This is a genomic window from Pseudomonas citronellolis (genome assembly GCF_029335315.1).
Classification (GTDB): domain Bacteria; phylum Pseudomonadota; class Gammaproteobacteria; order Pseudomonadales; family Pseudomonadaceae; genus Pseudomonas; species Pseudomonas citronellolis_A.
Genome location: NZ_JARJLT010000040.1, coordinates 1 through 5,912, shown reverse-complemented (window position 1 = coordinate 5,912; position 5,912 = coordinate 1). Strand labels below are relative to the sequence as shown.

Sequence of the window (5,912 nt, the reverse complement as noted above, 5' to 3'; positions counted from 1 at the left end):
AGTAGCCTGTCCGGCCGAATCATCCGATGATTGGATGTCTGCATGGCCAACTCCCTCAAACGCTCCCTGGTCGACATCGCCCTGGAGCAGATCCGCGAACGCATCGACAGCGGCGCCTGGGCCCTCGGCCAGCGCCTGCCGCCAGAGCCGGAGCTGGCGGAAATCCTCGGCATGAGCCGCAACACCGTGCGCGAAGCGGTGCGCGTGCTGACCTTCTCCGGCGTGCTCGAAGTGCGCCAGGGCGACGGCACCTACGTGCGCGCCTGCGCCGACCCGCTGGACACCATGCTGGCCCTGGCCCGTGGCTCCATCGAGCAGGCCCTGGAGGCCCGCGGGGTGATCGAGGTGGAGGCCGCGCGCCTCGCCGCGCTGCGCCGCAGCGACGCCGACCTGGCCGAACTGCGCCAGGCCCTGGCGCTCAGCGCCGAGTTTCACGGCGGCGACACGCAACGCTACGTCGAGCTCGACCTGGCCTTTCACCAGCGCGTGGTGGATGCCGCCCACAACCCGCTGCTCAGCGAGCTGTACCGCTACTTCTCGCGGGTGATCCGCGCCGGCCTGCAACGCACCATCGACGAGCCGGGCCGACCGCAGCCGGCGTTCGACCTGCACAGCCAACTGCTCGACGCCATCGAGCGTGGCGATGCGGAGGCCGCGGCCAACGCCAACCGCGCCCTGCTGATCTGACTTTCCCTTTCCCTGCCTTGCGATGACTGCCATGTCCGAACATCACCCGCACGCCGACGAACTGCTGATCGACGCCGAGATCGACGACAGCCCCGCCCCGCCGCCCGCGCCGGCCCGCCCCTGGCTGTTGCTGCTGGGCCTGGTGCTGGTGGCGATGAACCTGCGCCCGGCGCTGTCCAGCCTGGCGCCGCTGCTCAACAGCGTGCGCGAAAGCACCGGCCTGTCGGCCGCCGCCGCCGGCCTGCTGACCACCCTGCCGGTGCTCTGCCTGGGCCTGTTCGCCCCGCTGGCGCCACGCCTGGCCCGGCGCCTGGGCGCCGAGCGGGCGGTGCTGGCGGTGCTCCTGCTGCAGGCCCTGGGCATCGTCCTGCGCAGCCTGTTCCCGGTGGCCGGGCTGTTCGTCGGCAGCCTGGTGGCCGGCGCCAGCATCGGCATCATCGGCGTGCTCCTGCCGGGCATAGTCAAGCGCGACTTCCCGCGCATCGCCGGGATCATGACCGGGGTCTACACCATGGCCCTGTGCCTGGGCGCGGCCACCGCCGCCGGGGCCAGCGTGCCGCTGGCGAAGCTGTTCGGCGACAGCTGGCAGATCGCCCTGGCCAGCTGGGCCCTGCCCGCCGTGCTGGCGGCGCTGGTCTGGCTGCCGCAGGCGCGCCAGGGCCAGCACGCGCAGCGCCAGGCGTTCCAGGTCAAGGGCCTGTGGCGCGACCCGCTGGCCTGGCAGGTGACCCTGTACATGGGCCTGCAATCGTCGCTGGCCTACATCGTCTTCGGCTGGCTGCCGTCGATCCTCATCGACCGCGGCCTGAGCCCGACCGAGGCCGGCCTGGTGATGTCCGGCTCGGTGATGGTGCAACTGATCAGCGCCCTCGGCGCGCCCTGGCTGGGCACCCGTGGGCGCGACCAGCGCCTGGTGGTGTTCCTGGTCCTGGCGCTGACCCTGGCCGGGCTGCTCGGTTTCCTCTACGCCTCGCTCGACGGCATCTGGCTGTGGGCGGTGATCCTCGGCCTGGGCCAGGGCGGCACCTTCAGCATCGGCCTGGCGCTGATCGTGCTGCGCTCACCCGACGCCCACGTCGCCTCGCACCTGTCCGGCATGGCCCAGGGCGTGGGCTACACCCTGGCGGCGCTGGGCCCGTTCCTGGTCGGCGTGGTGCATGACCTGACCCAGGGCTGGGACGCGGTCGGCATCATCTTCGTGGTGGTCAGCCTGGCCGCCCTGGTGGCCGGCCTGGGCGCCGGCCGCGAACGCATGGTCGGGGTGCGCAGCGAGACGCTCCCGTAGGACTCGTAGGGCGCATAACGCCTGAGCGTTATCCGCCGTCGTCATAGGCACCGTCGCTCCGGCCAACGGCGTATAACCGCGAACGGTTATACGCCCTGCGTTTCCGGCGCGGGTCAGGGCGCCTTGTCCGACGGCGGTGGCGGCAGGCTGCGCTTGGGGCTTTCGATCCAGTCGCTGACCAGGTTGTAGACCACCGCCAGCAGCACCGGGCCGAGGAACAGGCCGATGAAGCCGAAGCTCAGCAAGCCGCCGAGCACGCCGAGCAGCACCACCACCAGCGGCAGGTTGCCGCCGCGGCTGATCAGGTACGGCTTGAGGATGTTGTCCACGCCGCTGATGACGAAGAAGCCCCACAGCCCGAGGAACACCCCGTAGCCGTAGTTGCCCTGGACGAACAGCCAGATGGTGGCCGGGCCCCAGACCAGCGGCGGGAACATCAGCAGGCTGAAGACGAAGGTCAGCAGGCCGAGCAGCAAGGCCCCCGGCACCCCGGCGATGAGGAAGCCGACGAAGGCCAGCACCGCCTGCGCCGCCGCGGTGCCGATCACGCCGTTGACCACGCGCTGCACGGTGCCGGCGATCAGCTCCATGTAGTGTTCCGCGCGCGGGCCGATCAGGCGTTCCAGCACCTGGTAGGCGAAGGCCTCCAGGCGCTTGCCGTCGCGGTAGAAGAAGAAGATCAGCACCAGGCTCAGGACCAGCTCGAAGATGCCCCCGGCGAGTTTCGCCGAGCGCGCCAGCAGCCAGTTGCCGACCTCGCCCATGTACGGCTTGAGGTTGGCGAAGATGACCACGCCCTGCTGGTCGATCGAGTACCACCAGCCGACCAGGCGGTCGCCGATCAGCGGCGTGCGCGCCAACCAGCTCGGCGGCGGCGGCAGGCCGGCGACCTGCAGGTTCTTCACCAGTTCGACGCCGGCGCGCAGCTTGTCGGCCAGGCCGAACCCAAGGCCGAGCAGCGGCAGCGCCACTATCACGATCCACAGCGCCGTCAGCACCCCCGCCGCCAGCGCTTCGCGGCCACCCAGCAGGCGCGTCAGCAGGCGCATCAGCGGCCAGCTGGCGAAGGCCAGCACGGCGGCCCAGAACAGCGCCGTCCAGAACGGCGCCAGCACCCACAGGCTGGAGCCCAGCAGGATCACCAGGAGGATGCGCAACAACAGGTTATCGAACATCGGGGCCGGACTCCTTATCGACACGGCAACGGCGGCCGGGCGCGCGCGGCACCCAGCATCAGCGTAGGTGAATCAGCGCAGCCAGGTCAGGTGCAGGCCATCGCCCTCGGCACCACCCAGCTCCAGGCGGGCGTCGCGCACGCCCTGGGCGGTGAGCGCCGCGCGCCAGTCGGCGGCGTGGCTGCCGGCCAGTTCGACGCGCACGCCGGTGTCCAGGCGCAGGGTGCGCACCAGCAGGTCGAGCCAGGCGCCGCCGGGTTGCCCCGGCACGTGGCTCAGGGTCAGCTCGCCGTTGGCCTTGAGCAGGCGCATCAGCGTCGCCGCGCTGGGCAGCAGCTCGCCCAGCGCGCTGCCGGCGTCGAGCTGCTCGGCGTGCAGGTAGGCGCGGCGGTTGCCACGGGTGATCGCGTAGACCGCCAGCAGGCTGTCCTGCTGCGGCGCGGCGAGGCGCACCAGCAGGTAGGCCTGCTGGTCGTCCGGGCCGAACAGGCTGGAGTTGCCGAACACAGTGTTGGCCAGCAGGCTGCTGGAACCGCAGTCGCGGCCTTCGCACCAGAACAGCGGGGTGGCGTCGGCCTTGAGCAGGTCCTTGCGCGCGGCGGCGAAGGCGTTGGCGCTGGAGTCCTCGTCGGGCAGACGGTAGGTCAGCGCGGTCAGCGGGCCGAGGGCGCGCACCTCGCCTTCCATGCGCAGGCGCCCGCTGATGCGGCTGATCGGCCCCAGCGGGTAGACCCGTTCGGTACTCGGCGTCTGGCTGAAATCGACGATCTCGGCCCGCGGGAAGCGCGGCAATACGCCGAGGTCGTGGCTGTCGGGGATGTCGGCGGCGATGGCGCTGGCCGTCAGCAGCGCGCCCAGGGCGGGCAGCAGGCGAAGGAGCATCAGGCGGCGCACCCAAAGGTGCGGCGGCCCGCGCCGTTGACATCCTGGTGGGCGCCCGGCGCGGCGCTGGCGTAGTGCTCGATCATGCAGAATCTCCCTGCTGCGATCCCAGCAGGGTCGGGGGAAGCCCGGCAATAGTCAAGCCAGCGCCGGCAACCGCTTGTTTCCGCTACGAATTCGCCGCGCCCAGGAAGGGCCGGAAGATGTCCGCCACAGCCTGCGCCCCGGCCTCGTCGTCCAGGTGCAGGTGGTGCCCGCCGGGGCGTTCGTGAACCGCGAACGGCCGGCCTTCGAGCAACTGGCGGATGCCCGGCTCGGCCGAGAGCATGCCGCCCTCGGCCAGCACCAGGCTCACCGGGCACTGCACGGCCTGGACGAAACTGGCGGCGTGGGCGCGGGTGAAGCGCAGCGGCGAAGGCAGCGTCAGGCGTGCGTCGCTGCGCCAGGTGAAGCCACCGGGCACCGGCATCAGGCCGCGCCGGGCGAGCAGTTCGGCAGCCTCGCGGCTGACCGCGCCAACGCCCTTCATGCGCGCTTCCACGGCGCGGTCGATGGCTTCGTACACCGGCTTGCGCTTGTTCGGCAGCGCCAGTTGCGCCTTCAGCGCCTCGCCGAGCTTGGCCGGGGCCTTGTCGGCCTCGCCGGTGTAGGGCACCAGGCCGTCGATCAGCGCCAGGCGCTCGATGCGCTCGGGCATGGCGCCGGCCAGCAGCACCGAGACGATGGCGCCCATGGAGTGGCCGAGCAGCGAGAAACGCTCCCAGCCCAATTGTTCGGCCACGCTCAGCACGTCGAAGGCGTAGTCCCACAACAGGTAGCTGGCGCCGGGCGCGCGATGCGCCGAATGGCCGTGGCCGGCGAAATCCAGGGCGACGATGCGCAGGCCGTCGAGCTTCGGCGCCAGGCGCGCGAAGCTCATGGCGTTGTCCAGCCAGCCGTGCAGCGCCAGCACCGGCTTGCCGTCCTCGGGACCGAACAGGTGCGCGGCCAGTTCGATGTGCGGAAGGTTCAGGCGGATTTCTTCGACCTGGGCGCTCATGGGCGGTGGCTCTCCTGTTCGGTACGGCGCTGCCAGCGCGCGAAGATCTGCTTGAGCAGCTCGGCGGTATCGCCCGGGCGCTCGAGGGGAAACATGTGGCCGCCGGGCAGCGTCAGCGCCTCCCCCTGCGGCACCCGCCGCACCATTTGCGCGTGGTGCGGCAGCACCACCCGGCTGTGGCGCCCGCGCACCAGCGCCAGCGGCACCGTCAGGCGGCTCGGCCGGCCGGGGGTGGCGTGGGGCACGTTGCGGTAGATGCTGATCTCGGTGGCCGGGTCGAACTTCAGCCGCAGCCCTTGGCCGCTCGAGGCCAGGCCGTGGCGCACATAGTCCTGCAGGCAGTCGGGATCGAAGCGCTGGAACAGCGCCTTGCCGGCGAAATAGCCGAGCGCTTCCTCGAAGTCGCTGAAGTCCTCGCGCCGGCCCAGGGTGCGCCCGGCCGGGGTGATGCGGTCGATGAAGCCGAAGCGCTTGGCCGCGCGGATCACCCACTGGTCGGCGAAGGTCAGGGTCGGCGAATCCAGCATCACCACCCCGCGGTACAGCTCCGGGCGACGCAGGGCGGCGTGGTAGTGCAGCAGGCCGCCGAGGGAATGGCCGACGCCCCAGACCGCCTCGCCCTGCCCTTCCAGGTGGTGCAGCAGCTCATCGACCAGGTTCGACCAGTTGGCGTTCACCGGGAAGCGCGGATCGTGGCCGTGCATCTCCAGGTGGCGCACCTCGAACTCCGGCGCCAGGGCATTGAACAGCTTGCCGTAGGTGCCGGAAGGGAAGCCGTTGGCGTGGGCGAAGAAGATCGCTTGGGACATGCCGGTGACCGCATGGGGAAAGACAGTGGAATTCT

Annotated in this window: 6 protein-coding genes; 2 read left to right on the top strand and 4 right to left on the bottom strand. The window is 71.0% G+C overall.

What is annotated here, in order from left to right; genetic code table 11:
- Positions 1-42 precede the first annotated feature (42 nt).
- A complete protein-coding gene (locus tag P3W75_RS03280; protein ID WP_276225946.1) occupies positions 43-687 on the top strand; it encodes a FadR/GntR family transcriptional regulator in 645 nt (214 codons plus the stop codon).
- Positions 688-718: 31 nt separating this feature from the next.
- A complete protein-coding gene (locus tag P3W75_RS03275; protein ID WP_276225945.1) occupies positions 719-1,972 on the top strand; it encodes a CynX/NimT family MFS transporter in 1,254 nt (417 codons plus the stop codon).
- 113 nt (positions 1,973-2,085) lie between these two features.
- On the opposite strand, the gene P3W75_RS03270 is transcribed toward P3W75_RS03275, so the two are convergent.
- The 4 genes from P3W75_RS03270 to P3W75_RS03255 all read right to left on the bottom strand — a co-directional run bounded on the left by P3W75_RS03270 (position 2,086) and on the right by P3W75_RS03255 (position 5,877).
- Entirely contained in the window at positions 2,086-3,147 is a 1,062-nt protein-coding gene (locus P3W75_RS03270) for an AI-2E family transporter (protein WP_276225944.1), read from the bottom strand.
- 72 nt (positions 3,148-3,219) lie between these two features.
- Positions 3,220-4,029, bottom strand: coding sequence for a DUF4892 domain-containing protein (locus P3W75_RS03265; RefSeq protein WP_276225943.1), 810 nt, complete (start codon positions 4,027-4,029; stop codon positions 3,220-3,222).
- 169 nt (positions 4,030-4,198) lie between these two features.
- On the bottom strand, positions 4,199-5,068 hold the full coding sequence (locus P3W75_RS03260; RefSeq protein WP_276225942.1) for an alpha/beta fold hydrolase: 870 nt from the start codon (positions 5,066-5,068) through the stop codon (positions 4,199-4,201).
- A complete protein-coding gene (locus tag P3W75_RS03255; RefSeq protein ID WP_276225947.1) occupies positions 5,065-5,877 on the bottom strand; it encodes an alpha/beta fold hydrolase in 813 nt (270 codons plus the stop codon). The genes P3W75_RS03260 and P3W75_RS03255 overlap by 4 nt, the downstream gene beginning before the upstream one ends.
- Positions 5,878-5,912 lie beyond the last annotated feature (35 nt).

Bases quoted from the DNA above. Each gene is read 5' to 3' on its own strand.
- P3W75_RS03260 (WP_276225942.1), bottom strand. From the start codon at position 5,068: ATGAGCGCCCAGGTCGAAGAAATCCGCCTGAACCTTCCGCACATCGAA.
- P3W75_RS03265 (WP_276225943.1), bottom strand. From the start codon at position 4,029: ATGCTCCTTCGCCTGCTGCCCGCCCTGGGCGCGCTGCTGACGGCCAGC.
- P3W75_RS03280 (WP_276225946.1), top strand. From the start codon at position 43: ATGGCCAACTCCCTCAAACGCTCCCTGGTCGACATCGCCCTGGAGCAG.
- P3W75_RS03255 (WP_276225947.1), bottom strand. From the start codon at position 5,877: ATGTCCCAAGCGATCTTCTTCGCCCACGCCAACGGCTTCCCTTCCGGC.
- P3W75_RS03275 (WP_276225945.1), top strand. From the start codon at position 719: ATGTCCGAACATCACCCGCACGCCGACGAACTGCTGATCGACGCCGAG.
- P3W75_RS03270 (WP_276225944.1), bottom strand. From the start codon at position 3,147: ATGTTCGATAACCTGTTGTTGCGCATCCTCCTGGTGATCCTGCTGGGC.